The 1057-nt window shown below is 76.3% G+C and carries 1 protein-coding gene; it reads left to right on the top strand.

The window, feature by feature from the left end; genetic code table 11:
* Window positions 1–179: 179 nt before the first annotated feature.
* On the top strand, window positions 180–1057 hold an 878-nt coding region (locus tag G5C65_RS37630), incomplete at its 3' end, for an RNA polymerase sigma factor (RefSeq protein ID WP_338146856.1).

Here is a 1057-nt window from a genome sequence, read left to right as displayed (position 1 = left end):
CCCCCGGCCACCGCCCGCACCGTCCGCACCCGCCGCACCCTCCGCACCGCCGCGAAGCTGGCAGGATGCGGGCGGGCGCGCTGGACGCCTCGGCGGTTTCTGTTATCGGCCCGCCTCCCGTGCACCTCCAGTACCAGGGGAACCGACCAGCCCCAGAACCGAGAGGAAGCGGAAAGAGCGTGAGCAGCGAATCCCAGACCGCCCTGATAGCGGCGGCGCGGGCCGGGGACCAGCGGGCGCGGGAGCGGATCGTCGCCGACCACCTGCCGCTGGTCTACAACATCGTCGGCCGGGCACTGAACGGGCACGCGGACGTGGACGACGTCGTGCAGGAGACGATGCTGCACGCCCTGCGCGGACTCGACCGGCTCCGCGAGCCGGAGCGGTTCCGCAGCTGGCTGGTGGCCATCACCATGAACCAGCTGCGGGGCTACTGGCGGCGCAGCGGCACCGAGGAGATACCCGCGGGGCGGCTGGAGGACACCCACCCGGCGGCGGCGCCCGGCGGGGACTTCGTCGACCTCGCGGTGCTCCGGCTGGGCCTCTCCGGCCAGCGGCGCGAGGTCGCGCAGGCCACCCGGTGGCTGGACGAGAGCGACCGGGCGCTGCTCTCCCTGTGGTGGCTGGAGGCCGCGGGGGAGCTGACCCGGGCCGAGGTCGCCGCCGCGCTGGAGCTGACGCCGCAGCACACGGCCGTGCGCGTACAGCGGATGAAGGCGCAGCTCGACACGGCCCGCGTCGTGGTGCGCGCCCTGGCCACCGAGCCGCGCTGCGTGCTGCTGGAGACGGCGGCCGCCGGCTGGGACGGCACGCCCTCCCCGCTCTGGCGCAAGCGGCTCGCCCGGCACACCCGGGACTGCACCGTCTGCTCCGGCGGCTCGTCGGACCTCGTGCCCGCCGAACGGCTGCTGATCGGGGCCGCTCTGGTGCCCCTCGCGTTCACCGCAGGCCCCCTCGCACCCGAGGCGGTGACCCGGGCCGCGGGCGCCGCCGCGCCGGTGCCGAACGACACCGCCGAGCACGCCGCCGAGCACGCCGCCCCGGCCCCCGGCACGTC

The sequence above is a fragment of the Streptomyces boncukensis genome (assembly GCF_011045075.1).
Lineage (GTDB): Bacteria > Actinomycetota > Actinomycetes > Streptomycetales > Streptomycetaceae > Streptomyces > Streptomyces boncukensis.
This window is presented reverse-complemented; position numbering and strand designations above follow the sequence as displayed.